Raw genomic sequence first — 22,210 nt, 5'->3', positions numbered from 1 at the left:
CTCACCCCCCGCGGCCGGTGATCGGGACGTCGACCAGGACGGGGCGCCCGGACACGGCGGCCTTGGCCACGGCCTCGGCGACCTGGTCGGCCGAGCCCGCCCGGACGGCGTCGACGCCGAAGAACCGCGCGGCCCCGGTGAAGTCGAGCTCCGGCGGCCGCAGATCCAGGCAGCCGGGCATGCCGCCGCCGAGCCGCCCCCGCCGGTCGAGCGTGTCCTTCAACGTGCGGTACTCGCCGTTGTTCATCACCACGAAGACGGCAGGGACGTCATAGCGGGCGGCGCTCCACAACCCCTGGAGCCCGAACAGCGCGCACCCGTCGCCGAGCACCGCGACGACCGGCCGCGACGGGTCGCCGAGCCGGGAGCCGACGGCCATGCCGATCCCCGAGCCCAGCCCGCCGCCGACCGTGTGGACGTACGAGCGCGGCCGTTCCAGCGGCAGGAGCCGCCGCAGCAGCACCCCGCAGGTGATCGCCTCCTCCACCACCACGGCGTCGGCGGGCAGCCCGGCGACCACGGCGTGCACGGCGGCGAGCGGGTCCATCGGCGCGTCGCCGTAGGCGGCCGCCGCCCGGTCCCGCAACGCGGCGCGGGCGGCGGCGTGCGCCCGCCCGGCCGCCGCGATCCGCTCGGACGCCCGGGGCACCCGGCCGTCGAGGTCCCCGGCGAGCACGGCCAGGGTCTCCCGAACGCCGCCGACCAGACCGAGGACGACGGGGAACACCCGGCCGGGCTCGGCGGGATCGTCGTCGAGCTGGACGACGGAGGTCCCCTCGGGAACCGGCGGACCGGGCTCGTAGTGGTGGGCGGTGAACGCCCGCGTCCCGACGACGAACACCACGTCATACCCGTCCAGAGCGGCGCGGATCGCGGAGTTGCGGGGTTCGAGCGCGGACGCGTACAGCGGGTGCGTGGTCGGGAAGTCGAGCCCGTCGTTCATCGGCTGGTGGAAGACGGTCGCCCCGAGCGCCTCGGCCACCGCGACCAGCTCCGCCAGGGCGTCGTCGCGGCCGACCCCGTCCCCCGCGACGATCGCGGGCCTGGCCGCGCCGGCCAGCAGCGCGGCGGCCTCCCGCCAGCCCGCGGCCGGTCCCGCCCCGCCGAGCCGCGACCGGCCCGGCGGCGGGCCGACCGGCTCGTCCTCCTCCAGCAGGTCCATCGGAACCGACAGCAGGACCGGCCCCGCGGGCGGCCGGACGGCCGCCGCGAACGCCCGCCGCACCAGGACCGGCAGGTCACGCGCGTGCTGCACCTCGACGGCCTGCTTCACCGCGGGCCGCGCCAGCCCGACCAGGTCGCCCGACAGCATGGGGTCGTGCACGAGGTGCCTGCGGTCCTGCTGCCCCGCGGTGACGACGAGGGGGGTACGCGACCGGCTCGCGTTGAGCAGCCCGGTGAGGCCGTTGGCCAGCCCCGCCGCGGCGTGCAGGCTGACGAACGCGGGCCGCCGCGTGGCCCGCGCGTAGCCGTCGGCCATCGCCACGACCGACGCCTCCTGCGCGCCGAGCACGTACGTGAGGTCCGCGGCCCCGGCCAGCGCCTCCACGAACGGCAGCTCGGTGGTGCCGGGATTGCCGAACACCGTCGAGACGCCCTCGTCCCGCAGGACCGAGAGCAGTGCCTCGACCGGCCTCACGAGCGGCCACGGGCCGCGCCGAAGCGGCCCGCCTTGGTGATGACGTCGGGGCTGTACAGGCGCAGCGCCTGTTCGAGCGCGAACTCGGCGGCGTACCGCCGGAAGCTCTCGGCCGGCTCCTCGGCGAGGTTGATCATCCGCCGGTTCGCCACCACGGCCGGGCCGCCCAGCCGCGCCGCCGCCTCCTGGACGGCGGCGCCGACCCGGGACGGGTCGACCACCTCGTCGCAGACCAGCCGGGCCTCGGGCTCGTGCGCCCAGATCTTCCGGCCGCTCAGGATCACCTGCCGGGACAGGCGGCCCCCCGCGAGCGCGGTCAGCCGCAGGTTGGCCATGCCGGGCACGATGCCCTCCTGGGCGGCGGGCAGGCTGAAGTAGGCGTCGGCGGCGGCGATCACGTGGTCGACCGACAGCAGCACCTGCATGCCGCCGCCGATCGCGAAGGAGTCGACGGCCGCCACCCACGGCTTGTCCACGGTCCGGCGGGGCCAGGCGTCCCGGGTGCGCACCCCCCGGACCAGCTTGCCGAGGTGGCCCAGCTCGCGGCGGAGCAGGAAGTCCACGTAGGAGATGCGCCCCGCGTGCAGGTCGACGAGGTTGATCCCCGCGCAGAACACCCGGCGGCCCCGGTGGCGGGGGTGGCTCATCTCCCCGCCGCGCAGCACGCCGACCCTGACGTGGTCGTCGAGCAGCGCCAGGTCGACGGCGGTCTCCAGGTCGTCGACGAGCCGGTCGTCCTCGGCGTTGAGGCGGCGGTGGTTGGTCATCGTGAGATGGGCGGCGCCGTCGAGCCGCTCGAGGTGCAGCGCGCCGAACGCCATCGCGCCGGTGCGGCGCCACTCCTCCAGCAGGGCCAGCGCCCGGGGCGTCGGGTGGAGCATGGACTCCAGGAGGTGGTGGCCCACCCGCTCCGAGCCGAGCATCGCGTGGAAGAAGAACCCCTGGTCGATCTCGAGGCCGTCCTTGTCGGCCTGGGCGAACTCGCGTTCGGCGGCCATCCGCTCCCGGCCGGGGACCAGGCCGGGGAAGGCCTCGGCGGCGGCGAACACCAGCTCCGACAGGCGCGGGCGCTCCCGCATCCCGCCGGTCAGCTCGTCGTAGACGGGCTCGGCGTGCAGCCGGAGGAACGCGTGGCACGCACGCCGCCGGGCGTCGAGGGCCTCTCCCGCCGTGCGCTGCTGGCCGGGATCCCGGTCGGGCCTCGCGGGCAGCGCGTCCAGCAGCGCGTCGACCTCCGCCGAGAAGGCGGCGAGGGCGCGGGCGTCCCGGGCGAGCGATCCCGTGAGGTCCGGGCACGCCCGCCGGTGCCCGGCCTCGACCGGCCCGGCGCTCACAGGACCTGTCCCTTCGCACCGTCGCGCAGCCGGGCGAGGGTGCGCTCGCACGCGGCCAGGTGCATCCCCAGCGCCTCCTCGAAACCGGTCACCGCCGCGTCCTGGACGAGCCTCCGCCGGATGGCCAGCTCGTCCGGCTCCAGCTCGGCGGCGGCCGCGGCCATCCGGGCCGCCGCGCCGTCCAGGTCGGGCGCGAGCTCGTCGAGCAGGCCGGCGTCCAGGGCCCGCTGGGCCGAAAGCGACGTCCCGAACAGGACCATCCGCCGTGCCGCCGTGCCGCCGAGCTGGCTGACGAGCCGGTGCACGGCCATCCCCGCCCAGACGCCGCCGTCCCGCACCGGGAACCCGAACATGGCGTCCGGGGCGCCGATCCGGTAGTCGCAGGTGAGCAGCAGCTCCAGCGCGGGCCCGTGGCACGGGCCGTCCACGACCGCGATCTTCACGCCCGGCGCCCGCTCGAGCCGGCGCAGCGCCTTCTCCCACCTGCCGACCAGGTCGACGCCGACGGCGCCCGGCCAGTCCAGCGGGGTCTGCGCGCCGTGCAGCCGGATCACGGCGGCCGTCCCGCCCGGGGCGTCCTCCACGAGGTCGCAGAACGCCTGTATCTCCTCGACCAGCGCGGGAGAGAGCGGTCGCCCGCCGTCCACGGCCAGCGCGGCGCCGAAAGAGAGGTCTGCCGAAGACATGTCTGCTTCCTCCAGTGACGGTCGGGATCAGAAACGGACGAGCGCGGTCTCCAGCGTGGAACCGGGACCCATCGTCATGAGGACGCCGTAGTCGCCGGGCCGGGTGGCGCCCTCCCGCAGGAGCCGCTCGTAGGAGAAGAGGAACGAGCCGCTCGAGAGGTTGCCGTAGCCGCGCAGCACGCCGGTGGTGTGCCGCAGGTCGTGCCGGGTGAGGCCGAGGTTGACCGCGATGGAGTCGATGACCTTCTTGCCGCCGGAGTGGACCAGCCAGTGCGTGATCCGGCTGCGCCGCAGCCCCGTGCCGCGCAGCAGGTCGCCGACGACCTCCTCGGCGTGCGCCCCGACCACGTAGGGGATCCGGGGGTCGAGGAAGAAGCTGAACTTGCCGTGCGTCTCGTCCCAGTCGTAGCGCATCGCGTCGATCGCGTCGGGGATGATGAGGCTGGCGTACCTGAGGACCTGCGGTCCCTCGCTCCCCGGGCCGAGGCGGACCGCGACGGCGGCGGCGCCGTCGCCGAACAGGCTGTTGACCACCGACGAGCGCATGGTCCCGTCGAAGACGTAGGCGGCCGAGCACGTCTCGACGCACACCATCACCGCGAGGCCGCCGGGATTGGCGGACGCCCACCCGGTGGCGGCGCTGAGCGCGTTGAGCCCGGCGTTGCACCCCATGCCCACGACGTCGAGCCGCCCGCACCGCACGGGGATGCCCAGCTCGCGGATGAGCAGGGCGCTGAACCCCGGCGTGAGCAGTCCGGTCGTGGAGACGCAGACGAGGTAGCCGAGTTCGTCGACGGACGCGCCGATGCGCTTCAGGCAGGTCTGCAGCGCCCGGACGCCCAGCTCGACGCCCTGCTTCTTGTGCTTGGCCAGCAGTTCGCCCTGGCTCTCGGCGCGGAGCCTGCCGTCCGCGCCGACCGAGGGCAGGGCCAGGTGCCTGCGGTCGATCGCGCTGTTGAGGAAGACCGACCGCACCCGCTCGTCCTCGACCCCGAAGAGCTCCAGCAGGCGGGACTGGGTGTAGGAGGTGTCGGGGACGGCGGTGCCCACCCCCAGCAGCGCGGGCCCCGTCCGGGTGGCGGCCCACACCGGGTCGGCCGCCGCGCCGCCGGTCCGGTTCGGATACGTACTGATCGCCATGTCAACCGCCCGTATGTCGGCGCGGGCCGCCGCCCCCGAACATCGTGAGAAGTAGTAGGGATCCTTTCAACGGACCCCGCTCTTCAAACCTGTATCGGCAGGTCAGGGGTGTTTTCGGGGGTGTCGCAGGGCTCAGCGGCCGGGGAGGGTGACCTGCAGGCTCTCGGTGTGCTCGAGGATGAAGGGGGAGACGTGCACCCCGAAGGAGACGCACAGGGCGACGAAGAGGGCGGGGAAGACGAGGCGCTTCTCGGTCCGGTCGCCGGTGCGGAACCACTTGGGCCCGTGCATGGTCTGGGACCAGGGCCAGCCGAGCGGGCAGCCGCCGCGGGTGATCATGTCGCCGCAGATGTGGATGACGACGCCGACGACGATCGCGTACGGCAGCACGGACAGGTCGACGTGGAACCACAGCAGCGCGAACGTGATGGGGATGGGCGCCAGGTCGTCCCAGATCCCCTTGATGTTGAGGGGCCGGATGGCCGCGGCCAGCACCAGCACCAGCACGGCGCCGACGAGCACGACCCCGGCGTCCTGCCCGTACCGGTAGGTGCCCGCGCCGATCGCGGCGGCGGCCAGCGCGCAGGCCATGATCGCGAGGAAGCCGTGCCACGGCCTGCGGTAGGCAGCCCGGCCGCGCCCCTTGGAGAGCATCCCGATGAGCAGCCCCACGACCAGCATCACGCCGGTGATGGTGCAACCCGTCCAGAACGTCACCTCGTCCTGGGTGTAGACGGCCGAGGCGAAGAAGACCACGGCGGCGAGCAGCCCGACGCCGAGCGCCGAGTGCGTCCCGTTGCGGTGCCCGCCCGCGACCTTGCCCACCCCCCAGGCGAACCCCCGCGTCAGCGGCCCGAACGTCCGCGCGACGTGGGAGCCGTGGTGGTCGATGTCGGGCAGCACCGCCGCCCCCGCGCACGCCACCGCCCCGATCAGCACCTGGTCGCCCGGCAGCCCCAGCGGAATCGTTCCCACCGTGAAGAGCGCCGCTCCGGACAGGGCATGCGTACGGCCCATCATCAGACGGACACTCCTTAGAAACTCCAGCGGATCATGTACCCCGATTCTGGCACCGGCCGGACCGAGCAGGAATCGAGAAGCGCCGGGGACAGAACCGTATTTAGCATGAATCGACGAGGCGCACCGGGTCGACGTGTCCCACGACCTCGAAACGACGACGAGAAGGAGAGACGATGAGCAGGGCCGCGAGGACGGACGCGCAGCCGTCTGGGACGCACATCGCCGACAGCCACGACGCGATCCGCGTGCACGGCGCGCGGGTGAACAACCTCAAGGACGTCAGCATCCAGATCCCCAAACGCCGGCTGACGGTGTTCACCGGCGTCTCCGGCTCGGGCAAGAGCTCGCTGGTGTTCAGCACGATCGCCGCGGAGTCGCAGCGGCTGATCAACGAGACCTACAGCGCCTTCGTCCAGGGCTTCATGCCGACGCTGGCACGGCCCGAGGTCGACGTCCTCGAAGGGCTGACGACCGCGATCATCGTCGACCAGCAGCGGATGGGCGCCGACCCGCGCTCCACGGTCGGCACCGCCACCGACGCCAACGCGATGCTGCGCATCCTCTTCAGCCGCCTCGGGCGGCCGCACATCGGCTCGCCCGCCGCGTTCTCCTTCAACACGCCCTCGGTCCGGGCGAGCGGCGCGATCACGGTCGAGCGCGGCGCCAAGAAGGCGGTGAAGGCGACCTTCACCCGCACCGGCGGCATGTGCACGCGCTGCGAGGGCAGGGGCTCGGTCTCCGACATCGACCTGTCCCAGCTGTACGACGACACCAAGTCGCTCGCCGAGGGCGCGTTCACGATCCCCGGCTGGAAGTCGGACAGCTTCTGGACGGTGCGGGTCTACGCCGAGTCGGGCTTCGTCGACCCGCACAAGCCGATCCGCGAGTACACCGAGCAGGAGATGCGGGACTTCCTCCACCACGAGCCGGTCAAGGTGAAGATCGACGGCGTCAACCTGACGTACGAGGGGCTGATCCCGAAGGTCCAGAAGTCCTTCCTCGCCAAGGACAAGGAGGCGCTGCAGCCGCACATCCGGGCGTTCGTGGAGCGCGCGGTGACGTTCACCACCTGCCCCGAATGCGACGGCACCCGGCTCAGCGCCCAGGCGCGGTCGTCGAAGATCAAGGGCGCCGACATCGCCGAGCTGTGCGCGATGGAGATCAGGGACCTGGCCGAGTGGGTGCGCGCCCTGGACGAGCCGTCGGTGGCGCCGCTGCTGGCGTCCCTCGGGGAGACCCTCGACTCGTTCGTGGAGATCGGGCTGGGCTACCTGTCGCTCGACCGGCCCGCGGGGACGCTGTCGGGCGGCGAGGCGCAGCGCGTCAAGATGATCCGCCACCTGGGCTCGTCGCTCACCGACACCACCTACATCTTCGACGAGCCGACGATCGGGCTCCACCCCCACGACATCCAGCGGATGAACGGCCTGCTGCTGCGGCTGCGCAACAAGGGCAACACCGTCCTGGTGGTCGAGCACAAGCCGGAGGTGATCGCGATCGCCGACCACGTCGTCGACCTCGGCCCGCGCGCCGGCACCGCGGGCGGCCAGGTGGTCTTCGAGGGCACCGTCGAGGGGCTGCGGGCCGGCGGCACGCTCACCGGCCGCCACCTCGACGACCGCGCCGCCCTCAAGGAGACGACGCGGAGGCCGACGGGGACCCTGGAGATCCGCGGTGCGAACCGGCACAACCTCCGCGACGTGGACGTCGACATCCCGCTCGGCGTCCTCACCGTCGTCACCGGGGTGGCGGGGTCGGGCAAGAGCTCGCTGATCCACGGCTCGGTGGCGGGCCGGGACGGCGTGGTCTCGGTCGACCAGGCGCCGATCAAGGGCTCGCGGCGGAGCAACCCGGCGACCTACACCGGGCTGCTCGACCCGATCCGCAAGGCGTTCGCGAAGGCCAACGGCGTGAAGCCCGCGCTGTTCAGCGCCAACTCCGAGGGCGCCTGCCCGAACTGCAACGGCGCCGGGGTCGTCTACACCGACCTGGGGATGATGGCCGGTGTCGCCGCCACCTGCGAGGAGTGCGAGGGCAAGCGGTTCGAGGCGTCGGTGCTCGACCACCGACTCGGCGGCCGCGACATCAGCGAGGTGCTCGCGATGTCGGTGGCCGAGGCCGGGGAGTTCTTCGGTGCCGGAGAGGCACGCACGCCGGCCGCGCACCGCGTCCTCGGCCGCCTCGCCGACGTCGGGCTCGGCTACCTCACCATCGGGCAGCCGCTCACGACCCTGTCCGGCGGTGAGCGGCAGCGGCTCAAGCTCGCCACCCACATGGCCGAGCAGGGCGGCGTCTACATCCTCGACGAGCCGACCACCGGCCTGCACCTCGCCGACGTCGAACAGCTGCTCGGCCTGCTCGACCGGCTCGTCGACGCCGGCAAGTCGGTCATCGTCATCGAGCACCACCAGGCCGTCATGGCCCACGCCGACTGGATCATCGACCTCGGTCCCGGCGCCGGCCACGAGGGCGGCCGGATCGTCTTCGAGGGCACCCCCGCCGACCTCGTCGCGGCCCGCTCCACCCTCACCGGTGAGCACCTTGCGGCCTACGTCGGCGCCTGACCTGCGAAGACCGCGGGTCCGTGACACGATTCGGCAGGTGACAAGGAGACCTTCCACGGCGCAGCAGCTGCGTGACCTCGCGCTGCTGCGCCGCGTCCGCGACCGGATCGACCGGGAGTACGCCCGGCCCCTGAACGTCGAGGCGCTCGCCCGGGGCGTGAACATGTCGGCCGGGCACCTGAGCCGCCAGTTCCGGCTCGCCTACGGCGAGTCGCCCTACAGCTACCTGATGACGCGGCGCATCGAGCGCGCGATGGCGCTGCTGCGCCGCGGCGACCTCAGCGTCACCGAGGTCTGCTTCGAGGTCGGCTGCTCGTCGCTGGGCACCTTCAGCACCCGCTTCACCGAACTGGTCGGGATGTCCCCCAGCACCTACCGGCGCCGCGCGGAGCTCGGCACGGCGGGGCTGCCGGCGTGCGTGGCCCGGCAGGTGACCAGGCCGATCAGGAACCGGGAGGCCCCGGGCGCAGGCCCGCCCCCGGCGTGACCGCGGTGATCAGCCGGCCTTCGGGGTGGCGCGCTCGATGATGGTGGCGAGGTCGAGGCCGGGGGGCAGGGTGCCGAAGGCGGCGCCCCAGTCGCCGCCGAGGCGGGAGGCGCAGAAGGCGTCGGCGACGGCGGGGTGGCCGTGGCGGACCAGGAGGGAGCCCTGCAGCACCAGGGCGAGGCGTTCGACGACGCGGCGGGCGCGCAGCTCGAGGGTGGCGGCGTCGGTGAGGGAGTCCTTGATCTGGCGGACGGCGGCGTCGAGGCGGGAGTCGGCGCCGGAGGCCCGCTCGACCTCCGCGAAGAAGGCGGGGACGCTGTTCGGCTCCTTCAGCATGGCGCGCAGGACGTCCAGGGCGGCGACGTTGCCGGAGCCCTCCCAGATGGAGTTGAGGGGGGACTCGCGAAAGAGGCGGGGCATGCCGGAGTCCTCGGCATAGCCGTTGCCGCCCAGGCACTCCAGGGACTCGGCGGCGTGCGACGGCCAGCGCTTGGTGACCCAGTACTTGCCGACGGCTAGGGACAGGCGCTTGAACTCCGTCTCACCGCGGTCGACGGCCCCGGCCAGGCGCATCATGAGGGCCGTGGCGGCCTCGGACTCCACGGCGAGGTCGGCCAGCACGTTCTGCATCAGCGGGTGCTCGTTCAGGGTCCTGCCGAACGTCGTGCGGTGCGCGGCGTGGTGGGCGGCGACCGTCACGCCCTGCCGCATGCCGGCGGCGGCGCCGATGAGGCAGTCCAGGCGCGTCATGTTGACCATCTCGATGATGGTGCGCACGCCGCGGCCCTCGTCGCCGACGCGCCAGGCGTGGGCGCCGTGGTACTCGATCTCGGACGAGGCGTTGGACCTGTTGCCGAGCTTGTCCTTCAGCCGCATGATCTGCAGCGGGTTGAGCGTGCCGTCGGGCAGGACGCGGGGGACGAGGAAGCAGGTCAGGCCGCCGGGAGCCTGCGCCAGGGTGAGGAACACGTCCGACATCGGCGCGGAGGTGAACCACTTGTGCCCGACGAGCAGGTACGTGCCGTCCGGCCGGGGCGCGGCGCTCGTGGTGTTGGCGCGGACGTCGGAGCCGCCCTGCTTCTCCGTCATCGACATGCCCGCGATCAGGCCGCGCTTGCCCAGCGGGGCACGCAGCCCGAAGTCGTACTCCTCGGACGTCAGCAGCGGCTCGTACCTCGCCGCCAGGTCGGGCTGCTGCCGCAGGGCCGGGACGGACGCGTACGTCATCGAGACCGGGCAGCCGTGCCCGGCGTCCACCCGCCAGGTGTAGAACTTCGCGGCCCGCGCGACGTGCGCGCCCGGCCGCGGGTCGCGCCAGGGGCGCCCGTGCAGCCCGTGCTCGACCGCGGTGCGCATCAGGTGGTGCCAGGACGGGTGGAACTCCACCTCGTCGACGCGGTGCCCGTACCGGTCGTGGGTGCGCAGCACCGGCGGGTACTCGTTGGCCAGCCGCCCGTGCTCCTGCGCCTCGGACGTGCCGGCGAGCCGCCCCAGGGCGTGCAGCTCCTCGGCCGCCCAGCCCGCGCCCTCGCGGTGCAGGCCGTCCAGCAGGGCGGGGTCGTCGGCCAGGTCGTGGTCGACCAGCGGGGGAACCTGGTTGAACACCTCGTGCGTCATGTCCCGAACGGTACATGACCCGCCGGTAACCTCCAACGGGTCATGCACCGGTCAGGGGCGGATCAGAGGACGACGGGCAGGGTCTGCGGACCGTTGGAGAAGAACGACTCCACCGGCGTCAGCTTCTGCGCCGGAACGGCGAGAGCGAGCCCGGGGTGGCGGGCGAACAGGGCCTCCAGCGCGATCCGCGTCTCCATCCGGGCCAGGGGGGCGCCCAGGCACAGGTGCGGGCCGCCGCCGAACGCCAGGCTCCTGGCCCGGGTGCGGGTGAGGTCGAAGACCGCGGCGTCGGCGCCGTGCTGCGCCTCGTCCCGCCCGACCCCGCTGTAGGGGGCCAGGACGGCGTCCCCGGCGGGGATCGTGACGCCCTCGACGGTCAGGTCCTCCAGCGGGTAGCGGGCCATGAAGTTGCCGATCGGGGCGTCCCAGCGCAGGGTCTCCTCGACCACGTCCTCCCAGGAGGCCTCGCCGTGCTCGACGAAGGCCAGCTGGACGGGGTGGGTGAGCAGGGCCCGGATCGCGTTGGTGATCAGGTTGAGGGTGGTCTCGTGCCCGGCGGCGAGCATCAGCCACAACGTCCCGGCGAGCTCCTCGTCGCTCAGCGCCTCGGGGTCGGCGGCGCGGGCGGCGATCAGCGCGCTGGTGAGGTCGTCGCCGGGCTCGGCGGTGCGCAGCGCGATCAGGTCGCCCAGCAGCCGGAAGATGTCCGTCTGCACCTGGACGACCTCCTCCGGCGGCGTCGTGGTGCGGAAGATGCTGTCGACGAGCTCCCGCAGCCTGGCGCGCCGTTCGGCGGGCACCCCGGTCAGCTCGCAGATCACCTGCATCGGGACCTCGACGGCGAAGTGCGTCCGCACGTCCACCACGCCGTGCTCGTCGGCGTGCTCGGGCAGCCGGTCCAGCAGCTCGGCGACGAGCTCGGTGACCCGGGGCGCCAGCGCCTGCACCCGGGCGGGGGTGAGGGTCTGGGTGACCAGCCGCCGCAGCCGGTGGTGCTCGGCCCCGTCGGCGGTGACCATGTTGGTGACCGCGACCATGCCGATCAGCGGCCAGCCCTCGGGGATGCGGCCCTGCCTGATCTCGTTCCACCTCCGCCAGTCCTTGCTGACCAGCGGGTTCTTCACCAGGTCGGCGACGAGGTCGTGGCGGGTGACGGCCCAGGCGGGCACGTCCCCGGGCAGCACGATCCGCACGACGGGGCCGAGCTCCCGCATCCGGGCGGCCTCCCCGTGGTGGTCGGCGCCGGTCGGGTCGAGGACGACGACGGGGATCTCAGCGGTCATGGGTTACCTCCGGCGGTGCGTCAGGGGTCGGGAAGGAGACGGGCAGCGAGGCCGGGCAGCGGGTCCACGGCGACGGCGCGAGCGGGATCCCGTCCGCCGGGACGGTCAGGCAGAGCCCCGGCAGCCGGTGCAGGACGGTCTCGACGGCGGTGCGGGTGATCAGCCGGGCGGGGACGCGGCCCGGACACGAGTGCGGGCCCGCCGACCAGGCCAGGTGGGACCGGTTGCCGGGCTCCGCGCCCGGTGCGCCGCCCGCGGCACCGCCGTGGACGCGCGGGTCGTGGTTGGCGGCGGCCAGGCCGAGGACGAGCGCGTCGCCCCGCCGGATCGGCCGCCCGCCCAGCTCGGTGTCGCGCAGCGCGTACCGGGCCGGCATGTTGCACATCGGCGGGTCCCGCCACAGCACCTCGTCGAGCGCCTCGTCGACGCCGAGCCGCCCGCCGCGGACCCTGGCGGCGAACCGCGGGTCGGTGAGCATCAGCCGCAACGACTGGGCGATCCAGGAGATGGTGGTGTGGTAGCCGGCCGAGACCATCACCACCATCGACTGCAGCACCTCGGAGTCGCCGCGCAGGTCGGGGTGGTGCAGCAGCGCGGTGGTCAGGTCGTCCGCCGGAGCGCGCCTCCGGTCGGCCATCGCCTCGCCGAGCAGTTCCTCGAAGCGGCGGTTGCCGTCCTGGGCGTCCTCGGCGGACCCGAACAGGGCCTGCATCGCCACGAGCAGCTCGTGCCCGCGCATGGTGTCCAGGCCGAACAGGTCGGCGATGGCCAGCATCGGGACGATCACCGCGTAGTCGGCGACGAGATCGGCGCGTCCCCGCACGGCGAAGTCGCCGATGAGCAGGCCGCAGATCCGCTCGACGGAGCGGCGCATCCGCCGCTGGTCGATGGAGCCGACCGCGGCGTCCAGCGGGCGGCGCAACCGGCCGTGCGCGGCACCGTCGTAGCCGATGACGTTGTCGCGGAAGAACATCATCGGACCGAGCGGCGAGTCCGGCGGCACGGTTCCGTCCCGCAGCAGCCGCCAGTTGCGGGCGTCCCTGGAGTACAGCCGCTCCCGCCGGGCGATGGTGAGGACCTCGTCGTAGCCCATCACCAGCCACGCGCCGACGCCCGGCTCCAGCTCCACCCACGCGACGTGGCCCTGTTCGGCGCGCAGCCGCGCGAACACCGCCGCCGGGTCGGCGGTCATCGTGGTCTCGGACAGGGAAAGGGTCACGAACGTCCCTCCCGCGTGGCGAGCACGCGCATCGCATGGTCGGTGAGAGTGGTCAGGGCCGCCAGTGACGTGACGCGGTCCGGGGCGACGCAGTCGATGACGGGGACGTGCGCGGGAAGGTCGAGCGCCTCGCGCAGCTCCGCGACGGGGTGGGCGCGCGAGTCGGGGAAGTGGTTGACGGCGACGGCGAACGGCAGCCCCGGCATGTGCTCCAGCTGGTCGAGCACGTCGAAGGCGCCTTCCAGCCGCCGGGTGTCGACCAGGACCAGCACTCCGAGGGCGCCTTCGGCCAGGCCCTCCCACAGGTCCCAGAACCGCCGCTGGCCGGGCGCCCCGTACAGGTAGAGGACGATCCGCCGGCGGAGGGTGATCCGCCCGAAGTCGAGCGCGACCGTGGTGTGGGTCTTGCGGCCGACCCCCGTCAGGTCGTCCACGCCGGTGCTGGCGTCGCTCATGACCTCCTCGGTGGACAGCGGTTCGATCTCGCTGACCGAGCCGATCAGCGTGGTCTTGCCGACGCCGAAGCCGCCCAGGACGAGGATCTTCACCGAACGTTGGACGGTCTCCGGCAGGTAGCGGTGGTCAGTGGAGGTCGCGGAGTCCACTCAGCACCTCCTCCAACAGCGCCAGATCCGGTGCCATGGCGGCGCGCGAACGGGTCTGCAGCCGGCCGGAGTCCATCAGGTCGGACGCCAGGACCTTCACCACGCTGACGGGCAGCGCCAGGTGCGCGGCGGCCTCGGCGACCGACAACAACCCGGAGCACATCCTCAGCAGGGCGATCTCCTGGCGGCTGGCGGTCACCGGCAGCGGTTCCGCGCCGGGCGCGGCGATCAGAAGGGTGTCCACCCCGATCCAGTTGCGGCTCGGCTGAGCCCGGCCCGAGGTGAGCACGTACGGGCGCAGCGGCTGGTCGCGGTAGTGGTCTTCGGTCACGGACCGAGGTCCCCCCGCGGGGGCGTGGCCAGGTTGCTCTCCCCGATCTTGCGCACCTGCACGGCCATCTGCTGGGAGATCAGCGCCGGGTCCACGCCCGCGGTGGTGACGACCGCCAGTTGCGAGCCGCGTCCCGCCGCGCGCAGGAACACGAACCCGCCGTCGATCTCCACGACGACCTGCCGGACCTCGCCGGTGCCGCTGCCGTACCGGCCCGCCAGGCCCCGCCCCAGCGAGTGGAGCCCGGCGCACGCGGCGGCCAGCCGGTCGGCCTCGTCCCGCGGCAGGTTCGCGGAGGCGACCTTCACCAGGCCGTCGGCGCTGAGCACCATCGCGTGCCGCACGTTCGGAACGCCGGTGACCTCGGCGAGCATCCACGCGTCGTCCTGCATCATTCAGTGCACTCCATCCTGGCCTTCGGGTTCGGGTGCCGGGGGATCGGCGAAGAACGCTCCGGCCCAGCGGGCCGCGTCCGCGGGGCTCTGCGCCGCCTGTTCCGGCGCGGCGGGCGGCGCCGGTTCCGGTGCCGGAGCGGGCTGCTCCTCGCGCCGTCGCCGCAGCGGAAGGCCCGAGGCGGTGGTGGCCGCGGATTTCGGAGCGGGCTGGACGGGCCCGCCCGTGAGCGGCGGCTCGGAAGGCGGGGGCGCCTGCCGGGCTCCGGCCGGCTCCAGCGTCCGCACCAGCGGATCGGGGACGAGCACGACGACTCTGACCCCGCCGTACGGGGAGGGCACGAGGTCCACCGTCAGGCCGTGCCTGCGCACGTAGTGGCCGATCACCGCCAGCCCGGTCTGCGGGATCTCGCCGACCCGGCTCAGGCCGACCTTCCGCTCGCCCGAGGCGACCTTCCTGGCCTCTTCCAGGCGGTGGGCGTCCATGCCGACCCCGCCGTCGTCGATCCGCACGACCACGCCGCGCTCCACGGCCTGCACCGCCACCGTCACCATGCTGCTCGGCGGCGAGGACTGGGTGGCGTTGGCCAGCGCCTCGGCCAGCAGGTGGATGAGGGGCTCGACGACCGGCGCGGCGGCGGCGAGGTCGGGGTCGCCCGTCACCTCCACCCGGCGGAACGCCACGATGCGGGCGGCGGCCGAGCGCACCACGTCCACGAACGCCAGCGGCTCCTGCCACTGCTGGCCGGGCCACTCGCCGCACAGCACCGCCAGGCTCTGCGCGTGCCGTCCCTGCTGCGCGGCCTCGTGGTCGATGGACATGCACGATTCGACGACGCCGGGCGCGGCGGAGTGCCGGTCGGCCAGCAGCGACGCGGCGGCCTGCACCCGGTGCGCGGCGGCCTGCGCGCGCCGGGCCAGCGCCACGACCACCAGCCGCAGCGACTCCTCCCGGTCGGCCCCCCGCTTGACGGCGCCCGTCGCCAGGGTGACGGCCTCGTCGAGGAGCTCCACCAGCACCGGGTCGGACGGAGGGCGCGCGGCGGGCGGCAGCTCCGCGCCGTCCAGCACCGCCGGAAGCCGTTCCCGCACCAGTTCGTTCGCGGTGGCGCGCATCCCGGACCACGCCTGCTGCCACTGCCGTTCCCGCTCCGCCGCCCAGGCGCGGTCCGCGGTGTCCTGCCGGTGCGCCAGGACGAGCGTCGCGGCCAGTCCCGCCACCGCCAGCATGCCCGCCGAGGCCAGTGTCAGGAGCGCCCCGTTCGTCGCGAGGACCGCCTGCGCCGCCAGGACGAGCCCCAGCACGGCCGTCGCCCCCCAGAGGAGAGGCCGGGTCCGGCGTGCGGCTGCGGGCGGCGTCGGAACGGAAGACATGGAGGCTCACGATCTCTACGGCTCGGACGGGTCTCTCCGCGCGAGGGCGCCCCGGAGCCCCGAGATCACCCTCTGTCGATGATCAAGGTTATAGAGATCATTCAGCCCTTGGCGGGGGAAGTCGGAATTTTCCTACGTAAATTCCCGAATTGGCGGTGTCGGTTCACGAAAGCCACGCCGCCCGCGAAACCTGGAGCATCCGGCTGGGTCCCGCCGACGCGTCAGACGGCGGCCCGGACCGCCGGGCGGGCGAGCGCGGCGCCGTAGCGCTCGACGACGATCTCGGCGAGCTCGGGCGCCGCGCCGAGCACGGGGGAGACGGCGCGCGCCCCGGCCTCCTCGGCGGCGGAGCGCACCTTGTCGGCGAAGTAGCCGGGTGCCAGGAAGTAGGACGCGACGACGACGCGGGGGGCGCCCGCCGCGTACAGGGCGCGGACGGCCTCGGCCGGGGTGGGGGAGGCCGCCGACGCGTAGGCGGGACGCGCGTCGTACCAGCCGTGGTTGCGCCACGCGCGGGCCGTCGCGGCGATGGTCGCGTTCGCCGAGGGATCGGACGAGCCCGCAGCGACCAGGACGACCGCGGTGTCGGGGGACGGCCGGACGCCCACGTCGGCCAGGCGCCGCTCCAGGGCGTCCAGGAGCAGCGGGTGCGGACCGAGCGTGCCGGTCACCCGGACGTCCAGGACGGGATTGCGCCGGCACGCCTGCGCCAGGACCCCGGGGAGGTCGATCTTGCTGTGGTAGGCCTCGGTGAGCAGCAGCGGCATCACCACCGCCTCGCGCAGCCCGTCCAGCGCCCGGACGGGCGAGGGCGGCGCGTGGTCGAGGTAGGAGGTGCGCACGTCCAGGCCGCGGGCGCGCACCAGGTCCAGGAGGGACTCCACCGTGGCGGTCGCCCGCGGGTCACGCGACCCGTGCGCCACCGCCACGAGAGGAGGCCTTACAGATGGATGCCGCATTCGACCTTGCCCAGACCGGCCCACCGGCCGCTGCGGGGGTCGGCGCCGGGCTCGACGCGGGAGGTGCAGGGCTCGCAGCCGATCGACGGGTAGTCGTCGTAGTGCAGCGGGTTGACCAGCACGCCGTTGTCGGCGACGTAGTTGTCCATCTCCTCGTCCGACCAGTTGAGGATCGGGTTGACCTTCACCATCTCGCGCCTGCGGTCCCACTCCACGACCCGCATCGCCTTGCGCGAGGTGGTCTCCGAACGGCGCACGCCGGTGAACCAGGCCATGTAGCCCTCCAGCGCGCGGCCGAGCGGCTCGACCTTGCGCAGGTGGCAGCACAGGTCGGGGTTGCGCCCGTACAGGCGCGGCCCGAGGTCGCGGTCCTGCTCGGCCACGGTGCGGCTGGGCTGGACGTTGATCACGTTCACCGGGTACACCGCCTCGACGGCGTCCCGGGTGCCGACGGTCTCGGCGAAGTGGTAGCCGGTGTCGACGAACAGCACGTCGACGCCGGGCTTCACCTTGGAGACCAGGTGGATCAGCGCGGCGTCCGACATGGAGGACGTCAGGCAGATCCGGTCGCCGAACGTGGCGGAGGCCCACCGGATGATCTCCAGCGGGGAGGCGTCCTCCAGTGCGTCGGCGGCCGAGTCGACGATGTCCTCCAGCGACAGCGAGGGGCGCGCCGTCTCCGATCGTGCCGTATCCAGCAGAGTCAACGGGGGGCTCCAATCCCGAGGAAAGTCACACGGAACTTGCGGGCACAGGCCCGGCAGTACCAGGTCCCGTCCCCCTCGAAGGGAACTAGGTCTTCGTCTCCGCAGTACGGGCAGTAGAACGGGACGGCGCGCTCGCTCATTCCGCGCCTACTGGAGTTCGGACTCGTCGGCGCGGCCCACCCACTGGGCGAAGGTCTCGCCCTCGGCGCGCTGCTCGTCGTACCTGCGCACGACCCGCTCGACATAGTCGGTGAGGTTGGCCGAGGTGGTCTTCAGGCCGCGGACCTTCTTGCCGAAGGTCTGCCCGAGCTGGCCGCCCAGGTGGATCTGGTAGCCCTCGACCTGGTTGCCGTCCTCGTCGACGACGAGCTGGCCCTTGAGGCCGATGTCGGCGACCTGGACGCGGGCGCAGGAGTTCGGGCAGCCGTTCATGTTGATGGTGAGCGGCTGGTCGAACGTCGGGAGGCGCTTCTCCAGCTCGTCCGTGAGGTCCATCGTGCGCTGCTTGGTCTCGACGATCGCGAGCTTGCAGTACTCGATGCCGGTGCAGGCCATGCTCTGGCGGCGGAAGACCGACGGGCGGACCTGCAGGTCGTGCTTCTCGAGCTCCGCGGCCAGGGCCTCGGTGTTCTCCTGCGGCACGTCCAGAATGATCATCTTCTGCTCGGTGGTCAGCGCGGTGCGGCCCGAGCCGTAGCGCTCGGCCAGGTCGGCGATCGCGTTCAGCTTCTCGCCGTTGACCCGGCCCACCCGCGGGGCGAACCCGACGTAGTAGGCGCCGTCCTTCTGGGGGTGGATGCCGACGTGGTCGCGCTGGGCCTTGGGCGGCGCGGGCGGCGGGCCGTCGGGCAGCTCGTAGCCCAGGTACTCCTTCTGGAGCACGTCGCGGAACTTCTCCGGTCCCCAGTCGCTGATCAGGAACTTGATACGGGCGCGGTGCCGCAGCCGGCGGTAGCCGTAGTCGCGGAAGACCGAGATGACGCCCTTCCAGACCTCGTGCGCCTGCTCGGGGCGGACGAAGACGCCCAGCCGCTTGGCGAACATCGGGTTGGTGGACAGGCCGCCGCCGACGAACAGGTCGTAGCCGACCTGGCCGGCCTCGTTGACCACGCCGACGAAGGAGACGTCGTTGATCTCGTGGACGGTGCAGTGGGAGGCGCAGCCGGAGATCGCGGTCTTGAACTTGCGCGGCAGGTTCGAGAACTCGGGCGAGCCGATGTAGCGCTCGCGGATCTCGTCGGCCTGGGGCGTGGCGTCGAGGATCTCATCCGCGTCGATCCCGGCCAGCGGGCAGTTGAGGAAGGCACGCGGGGAGTCGCCGCAGGCCTCCATGGTGCTCAGGCCGACCTTCTCCAGCGCGTCCCAGATCGCCGGGACGTCCTCGATGGCGATCCAGTGGTACTGGATGTTCTGCCGGTCGGTGATGTCGGCGGTGTTGCGGGCGTACTTGACGGAGATGTCCGCCAGGGTGCGCAGCTGCTCCAGGCTCAGCTGGCGGCCGTCGATGCGCACGCGCATCATGAAGTAGCGGTCGTCCAGCTCCTCCTCGGGGATGGAGCCGGTCTTGCCGCCGTCGATCCCGGGCTTGCGCTGGGTGTACAGCCCGTACCAGCGGAACCGTCCCCGCAGGTCGGCGGGGTCGATCGAGTCGAAGCCGGTCTTGCTGTAGATCTCGACGATGCGGCGGCCCACGTTCAGCGGGTCGTCGTTCTTCTTCGTCTCTTCGTTCTTGTTCAGCGGCTCTCGGTAGCCGAGGGCCCACTGGCCCTCACCTCGCTTGCGGGGTGGCACGGCGCGTCCTCTCCAGAGGGTGAAGCTTGCGGAGGGCAGCGTGGGACCCGGTGCCCGGCTCGGTGGAGAGGCTCGTCGCTGAGCCCGTGAGCGGTCACGCCGGTGTCGCCACGCGCCCGAAGATACGTCGGGGGCGTGGTCAGGGCGTTACCGACAGATGGCGCTGCGGACCCGGAGGAAGTCCACGTGCCGGCGCATCACCAGCAACGGGTCACGGGCAGCAGTCATGGCTCGACTCTGACACGGCGTCGCGGTCCTTGTCCAGTCACGTCCGTCATGTGGACATCCCCGGATCACCCCTGCCTCACCCAGTTGAGGGACTCCTCCTCGACGGGCTCGGCAGGGGGCTGGTGCTGGCAGTCGCACCAGGTCCCGCCCCTGCAGTCCTCGTGATGCCGCTCCCGGCACGCAGCACAGATCATGACTCAGTGTCACCCATCACCGGGGATGCGGTGAACATCCGGGGTGTGGGCAACCTCATATACAGGGAGAAGGTGTCGGGAACCGGACGGGTGGCTCGCCGAGGGTGATCTATCTATTTGGGCAAGGTGGCATGATCCGGGCAGGCAAGGCCCTACGGTGGTCGGCGTGACGACTGCTTCCCCGCAGGTCGCGGAGTCCCCCGCCGGTCCGGCCCCCCGCAGGGCGGCCGCGCTGTGCCGTATGTCGTGGGCGTTGACGAAGGGCACCACCGTCACCGCGTTCAACTACCGGATCACCGGTCTGGCCGCCGAGGCGGCCTTCTGGGCTCTGCTGTCCCTGCCTCCCCTCTTCCTCGGCCTGGTCTCCAGCGTCGGCCACCTGAGCGGACTGCTCGGACCCGACCTGATCAGCGAGATCAGCGGCTGGATCATCGCCAGGTCGCGCACCTTCCTCACCGAGCCCGTGGTGAACAAGGTGGTGCGGCCGCTGGTGGACGACGTGGTGCGGGGCGAGCGGATCGGGGTCATCTCGGTGGGCTTCCTGATCTCCCTGTGGGCCGGATCGCGGGCGCTCAACGTCTACGTCGACACGATCACGATCTCCTACGGCCTGGACGGCGTGCGGGGCTTCATCCGCACCCGGCTGAGGTCCTTCTTCCTGTACGCCGTGGGGCTGGTCGTCGCGGTGGTGGTGATCCCGCTGATGATCGCCGGCCCGGCGCTGGCGCGGGAGACGTTCCCCTCCACCGCCCGGCTGGTCGCGATGCTCTACTGGCCGGTCCTGCTGACCCTGTCGATCCTCTTCCTCAGCCTGCTGTACCACCTGAGCGTCCCGGTGCGCACGGCCTGGTGGCGGGAGCTGCCCGGCGCGGCCGTGGCGGTGGTCTTCTGGATCGGCGGCAGCGTCCTGCTGCGGGTGTACCTGTCGGAGTCGCTGACCGGTGTCTCGGTGAGCGCCTCCCTGGCGGCCCCGATCGCCCTGCTGGCCTGGCTGTACGTGACGGCCTTCGCCGTCCTGGTGGGAGCGTGCCTGAACGCCGAGGTGGACCGGAGGTGGCCCGCCGCCGGGACGTCGCGCGCCCGGGCGGTGGCCCGGATGAAGAACGGCGCGCACTGAGGGGCCCCGGCGGGGGTCGGTAAAGAATCCGAACACGTTTCACTAATCCCGGCAAAGTTCGCGTAACCTCGCGTGCCATGACGGACCCTGCCACTGACGCCCCTATCCGTACGGTCACGGGCCCGCTGCCGATCTCCGCCGTCCAGGGCGGGGTACTCGCCCACGAGCACCTGCGGATGGACCTGCGCTGGCCGGTCGGCGCGGAGTCCGAGCCGCGGCGCTGGCTCGACGAGGAGATCCACGTCTGCGACGAGCTGACCGGGCTGCGCGAGCGCGGGGACCTCGGCCTGGTGGTCGAGCTCACCTGCCTGGGCATGGGGCGCGACGCGCCCGCCCTGGCGCGCATCAGCGCCGCCAGCGGGGTGGCGGTCGTGGCGGGCACCGGCTTCTTCACCGAGCCCTTCCACCCGGCGGGCGCCCGCGGCCTGGACGCCGGCCGGATGGCCGAGCGGCTGGTCGCCGAGATCGGCTTCGGCATGGACGGCACCAGCGTCCTGCCGGGCGTCATCGGCGAGATCGGCTGCTGGGGCGAGCAGCCCACCCCCGCGGAGGAGACCGCGCTGAAGGCCGCCGCCCAGGCCTCCCTGGCCTCGGGGCTGCCCGTGGCCACCTACGGGCGCTCCGGGCCCGCCCAGCTGGAGCTGCTGATGGCGGCGAGCCTGGACCCCGCCAGGGTCGCCGTGGGGCAGCAGAGCCTGTCCGCGGACCCCGGGGCGCACCGCAAGCTCGCCGAGCTGGGCGCCTACGTCTGCTTCGGGCGGCTGGCCGCCACCGGGGAGCAGGCGGTCCGGCCGGTGCTGGAGCTCATCGAGGCCGGGTACGCCGACCGGCTGCTGCTGGGCGGCGGGATCTGCCGGATGGAGCAGATCGCCCACTACGGCGGCCCGGGGTACGGCACCGTCTTCGACGCCTTCGTGCCGGCCCTGCGCGCGCACGGCGTGGACGAGGCGACCCTGGACGCGATCACGCGGAAGAACGCCCTGCGCTGGCTCGCCGGGTAAGTGAATGCTTAACACAAAAGGCCCTCTCGCGAGGGCCTTTTGTGTTTTCTGTTGCGGGAACGCAAACGGCCCCGGGTAACCGGGGCCGTGAACGTTCTTCGAAGTGCCGGGGTCCGGCGGCCGATCGTCAGGCGGCGTTGGCGCGGCGCATGCGGCGGCGACGCTCGGAGGCGCGCTCGTCCTCGTTCAGCCCGCCCCAGGTGCCGTACTTCTCCGGACGGGAGACGGCGTAGTCCAAACAATCCGTGCGGACGGGGCAGCCCATGCAGACCTGCTTCGCCTTGCGCTCGCGGATTTCCCGCTCGGGCTGACGCTCGCCGTCAGGGCCGAAGAAGAGCACAAGGTCTTCCCCCCGGCACGCGGCGGCGTCCTGCCAGCCCCAGCTGGGACGGGGGAGGTTAGCCTGCCGACGTACCTGAGCCATGAAACACCCACCTCAGTTGATTTCTGAGCAATTTCGGACAAAGACGTTGCTAGCGCTCAGTGGCGCTGAAATTTACAACGTCTGGAGTTGCCGCTGTG

21 protein-coding genes are annotated in these 22,210 nt (G+C 72.6%); 4 read left to right on the top strand and 17 right to left on the bottom strand.

Going from position 1 to position 22,210, the window contains the following annotated elements:
• Position 1 precedes the first annotated feature (1 nt).
• The 5 genes from C2865_RS16220 to C2865_RS16200 form a co-directional block, all read right to left on the bottom strand.
• Positions 2-1,639 (bottom strand): thiamine pyrophosphate-binding protein, encoded by a 1,638-nt coding sequence (locus C2865_RS16220; RefSeq protein WP_106399272.1) that lies wholly within the window; start codon positions 1,637-1,639, stop codon positions 2-4.
• On the bottom strand, positions 1,636-2,973 hold the full coding sequence (dpgC, locus tag C2865_RS16215) for a (3,5-dihydroxyphenyl)acetyl-CoA 1,2-dioxygenase DpgC (RefSeq protein ID WP_232835630.1): 1,338 nt from the start codon (positions 2,971-2,973) through the stop codon (positions 1,636-1,638). The genes C2865_RS16220 and dpgC overlap by 4 nt, the downstream gene beginning before the upstream one ends.
• Entirely contained in the window at positions 2,970-3,659 is a 690-nt protein-coding gene (dpgB, locus tag C2865_RS16210; protein ID WP_106399271.1) for an enoyl-CoA-hydratase DpgB, read from the bottom strand. The genes dpgC and dpgB overlap by 4 nt, the downstream gene beginning before the upstream one ends.
• A gap of 27 nt (positions 3,660-3,686) precedes the next feature.
• Positions 3,687-4,799 (bottom strand): 3,5-dihydroxyphenylacetyl-CoA synthase DpgA, encoded by a 1,113-nt coding sequence (gene dpgA, locus C2865_RS16205; protein WP_106399270.1) that lies wholly within the window; start codon positions 4,797-4,799, stop codon positions 3,687-3,689.
• Positions 4,800-4,931: 132 nt separating this feature from the next.
• On the bottom strand, positions 4,932-5,819 hold the full coding sequence (locus C2865_RS16200) for a metal-dependent hydrolase (protein WP_106399269.1): 888 nt from the start codon (positions 5,817-5,819) through the stop codon (positions 4,932-4,934).
• A 173-nt stretch (positions 5,820-5,992) separates the two neighbouring features.
• Here C2865_RS16200 and C2865_RS16195 point away from each other — a divergent pair, with 173 nt between their 5' ends.
• Complete coding sequence (locus C2865_RS16195) at positions 5,993-8,383, top strand: ATP-binding cassette domain-containing protein (RefSeq protein ID WP_106399268.1); 2,391 nt, start codon at positions 5,993-5,995, stop codon at positions 8,381-8,383.
• 28 nt (positions 8,384-8,411) lie between these two features.
• A complete protein-coding gene (locus C2865_RS16190) occupies positions 8,412-8,870 on the top strand; it encodes a helix-turn-helix transcriptional regulator (RefSeq protein WP_408608320.1) in 459 nt (152 codons plus the stop codon).
• A gap of 9 nt (positions 8,871-8,879) precedes the next feature.
• Here C2865_RS16190 and C2865_RS16185 read toward each other — a convergent pair whose 3' ends face one another.
• From C2865_RS16185 to C2865_RS16135, 11 genes are all read right to left on the bottom strand, one after another.
• Positions 8,880-10,487 (bottom strand): acyl-CoA dehydrogenase family protein, encoded by a 1,608-nt coding sequence (locus C2865_RS16185; RefSeq protein WP_106399266.1) that lies wholly within the window; start codon positions 10,485-10,487, stop codon positions 8,880-8,882.
• A 62-nt stretch (positions 10,488-10,549) separates the two neighbouring features.
• A complete protein-coding gene (locus C2865_RS16180) occupies positions 10,550-11,770 on the bottom strand; it encodes a cytochrome P450 family protein (protein WP_106399265.1) in 1,221 nt (406 codons plus the stop codon).
• Complete coding sequence (locus C2865_RS16175) at positions 11,760-12,989, bottom strand: cytochrome P450 (protein ID WP_198653356.1); 1,230 nt, start codon at positions 12,987-12,989, stop codon at positions 11,760-11,762. Before C2865_RS16175 ends, C2865_RS16180 begins: the two co-directional genes overlap by 11 nt.
• Positions 12,986-13,594 (bottom strand): GTP-binding protein, encoded by a 609-nt coding sequence (locus C2865_RS16170; RefSeq protein ID WP_106399264.1) that lies wholly within the window; start codon positions 13,592-13,594, stop codon positions 12,986-12,988. Before C2865_RS16170 ends, C2865_RS16175 begins: the two co-directional genes overlap by 4 nt.
• On the bottom strand, positions 13,572-13,925 hold the full coding sequence (locus C2865_RS16165) for a DUF742 domain-containing protein (protein WP_198653355.1): 354 nt from the start codon (positions 13,923-13,925) through the stop codon (positions 13,572-13,574). The genes C2865_RS16170 and C2865_RS16165 overlap by 23 nt, the downstream gene beginning before the upstream one ends.
• On the bottom strand, positions 13,922-14,320 hold the full coding sequence (locus C2865_RS16160; RefSeq protein ID WP_106399263.1) for a roadblock/LC7 domain-containing protein: 399 nt from the start codon (positions 14,318-14,320) through the stop codon (positions 13,922-13,924). The genes C2865_RS16165 and C2865_RS16160 overlap by 4 nt, the downstream gene beginning before the upstream one ends.
• Positions 14,321-15,691, bottom strand: coding sequence for an ATP-binding protein (locus C2865_RS16155; protein ID WP_110554878.1), 1,371 nt, complete (start codon positions 15,689-15,691; stop codon positions 14,321-14,323).
• 221 nt (positions 15,692-15,912) lie between these two features.
• On the bottom strand, positions 15,913-16,650 hold the full coding sequence (locus C2865_RS16150; RefSeq protein ID WP_106399261.1) for a sirohydrochlorin chelatase: 738 nt from the start codon (positions 16,648-16,650) through the stop codon (positions 15,913-15,915).
• Positions 16,632-17,348 (bottom strand): phosphoadenylyl-sulfate reductase, encoded by a 717-nt coding sequence (locus tag C2865_RS16145; RefSeq protein ID WP_106399393.1) that lies wholly within the window; start codon positions 17,346-17,348, stop codon positions 16,632-16,634. Before C2865_RS16145 ends, C2865_RS16150 begins: the two co-directional genes overlap by 19 nt.
• Before the next feature lie 5 nt (positions 17,349-17,353).
• Entirely contained in the window at positions 17,354-17,497 is a 144-nt protein-coding gene (locus tag C2865_RS40755) for an Insertion element protein (protein WP_106399260.1), read from the bottom strand.
• A 7-nt stretch (positions 17,498-17,504) separates the two neighbouring features.
• Positions 17,505-19,187, bottom strand: a complete 1,683-nt coding sequence (locus C2865_RS16135) for a nitrite/sulfite reductase (RefSeq protein WP_408608319.1) — start codon at positions 19,185-19,187, stop codon at positions 17,505-17,507.
• Positions 19,188-19,736: 549 nt separating this feature from the next.
• Here C2865_RS16135 and C2865_RS16130 point away from each other — a divergent pair.
• Positions 19,737-20,687, top strand: a complete 951-nt coding sequence (locus C2865_RS16130; RefSeq protein WP_232835629.1) for a YihY/virulence factor BrkB family protein — start codon at positions 19,737-19,739, stop codon at positions 20,685-20,687.
• A gap of 77 nt (positions 20,688-20,764) precedes the next feature.
• Positions 20,765-21,688 carry a phosphotriesterase family protein gene (locus tag C2865_RS16125; protein ID WP_106399258.1) on the top strand — a complete coding sequence of 308 codons (924 nt, stop codon included), beginning with the start codon at positions 20,765-20,767 and terminating at the stop codon, positions 21,686-21,688.
• A 127-nt stretch (positions 21,689-21,815) separates the two neighbouring features.
• On the opposite strand, the gene C2865_RS16120 is transcribed toward C2865_RS16125, so the two are convergent.
• Entirely contained in the window at positions 21,816-22,112 is a 297-nt protein-coding gene (locus tag C2865_RS16120; RefSeq protein WP_106399257.1) for a WhiB family transcriptional regulator, read from the bottom strand.
• Positions 22,113-22,210: the final 98 nt, after the last annotated feature.

The organism is Actinocorallia populi, assembly GCF_002995495.1.
GTDB classification, from domain to species: Bacteria; Actinomycetota; Actinomycetes; order Streptosporangiales; family Streptosporangiaceae; genus Actinocorallia; species Actinocorallia populi.
Note: the sequence above shows the minus strand (reverse complement) of the source record. Positions and strands in the feature narration are given on the sequence as shown.

What these genes read in the sequence shown, in the direction of transcription:
- dpgB (WP_106399271.1), bottom strand. Translation starts at nt 3,659, where the DNA reads ATGTCTTCGGCAGACCTCTCTTTCGGCGCCGCGCTGGCCGTGGACGGC.
- dpgA (WP_106399270.1), bottom strand. Translation starts at nt 4,799, where the DNA reads ATGGCGATCAGTACGTATCCGAACCGGACCGGCGGCGCGGCGGCCGAC.
- C2865_RS16200 (WP_106399269.1), bottom strand. Translation starts at nt 5,819, where the DNA reads ATGATGGGCCGTACGCATGCCCTGTCCGGAGCGGCGCTCTTCACGGTG.
- C2865_RS16195 (WP_106399268.1), top strand. Translation starts at nt 5,993, where the DNA reads ATGAGCAGGGCCGCGAGGACGGACGCGCAGCCGTCTGGGACGCACATC.
- C2865_RS16185 (WP_106399266.1), bottom strand. Translation starts at nt 10,487, where the DNA reads ATGACGCACGAGGTGTTCAACCAGGTTCCCCCGCTGGTCGACCACGAC.
- C2865_RS16180 (WP_106399265.1), bottom strand. Translation starts at nt 11,770, where the DNA reads ATGACCGCTGAGATCCCCGTCGTCGTCCTCGACCCGACCGGCGCCGAC.
- C2865_RS16160 (WP_106399263.1), bottom strand. Translation starts at nt 14,320, where the DNA reads ATGATGCAGGACGACGCGTGGATGCTCGCCGAGGTCACCGGCGTTCCG.
- C2865_RS16155 (WP_110554878.1), bottom strand. Translation starts at nt 15,691, where the DNA reads ATGTCTTCCGTTCCGACGCCGCCCGCAGCCGCACGCCGGACCCGGCCT.
- C2865_RS16150 (WP_106399261.1), bottom strand. Translation starts at nt 16,650, where the DNA reads ATGCGGCATCCATCTGTAAGGCCTCCTCTCGTGGCGGTGGCGCACGGG.
- C2865_RS40755 (WP_106399260.1), bottom strand. Translation starts at nt 17,497, where the DNA reads ATGAGCGAGCGCGCCGTCCCGTTCTACTGCCCGTACTGCGGAGACGAA.
- C2865_RS16125 (WP_106399258.1), top strand. Translation starts at nt 20,765, where the DNA reads ATGACGGACCCTGCCACTGACGCCCCTATCCGTACGGTCACGGGCCCG.
- C2865_RS16120 (WP_106399257.1), bottom strand. Translation starts at nt 22,112, where the DNA reads ATGGCTCAGGTACGTCGGCAGGCTAACCTCCCCCGTCCCAGCTGGGGC.